This window comes from Micromonospora sp. AMSO12t (assembly GCF_008806585.1).
GTDB lineage: Bacteria > Actinomycetota > Actinomycetes > Mycobacteriales > Micromonosporaceae > Micromonospora > Micromonospora reichwaldensis.
Genome location: NZ_WAAS01000629.1, coordinates 1 through 429, shown reverse-complemented (window position 1 = coordinate 429; position 429 = coordinate 1). Strand labels below are relative to the sequence as shown.

General features: G+C 59.4%; 1 rRNA gene. It reads right to left on the bottom strand.

The annotated features are described in order from the left end of the window. A 16S ribosomal RNA gene (locus F6X68_RS33250) occupies positions 1-429 on the bottom strand; the annotation flags it as partial.

Sequence of the window (429 nt, the reverse complement as noted above, 5' to 3'; positions counted from 1 at the left end):
GGTATCTAATCCTGTTCGCTCCCCACGCTTTCGCTCCTCAGCGTCAGTGACGGCCCAGAGACCTGCCTTCGCCATCGGTGTTCTTCCCGATATCTACACATTCCACCGTTACACCGGGAATTCCAGCCTCCCCTGCCGCACTCAAGCACGCCCGTACCCGGCGCAGACCCACCGTTAAGCGTTGGGCTTTCACACCGGACGCGACGAACCGCCTACGAGCCCTTTACGCCCAATGATTCCGGACAACGCTTGCACCCTACGTATTACCGCGGCTGCTGGCACGTAGTTAGCCGGTGCTTATTCGAAAGGTACACTCACCCGAAGGCTTGCTCCCAAACAAAAGCGGTTCACGACCCGAAGGCCTCCATCCCGCACGCGGCGTCGCTGCATCAGGGTTTCCCCCATTGTGCAATATTCCCCACTGCAGCA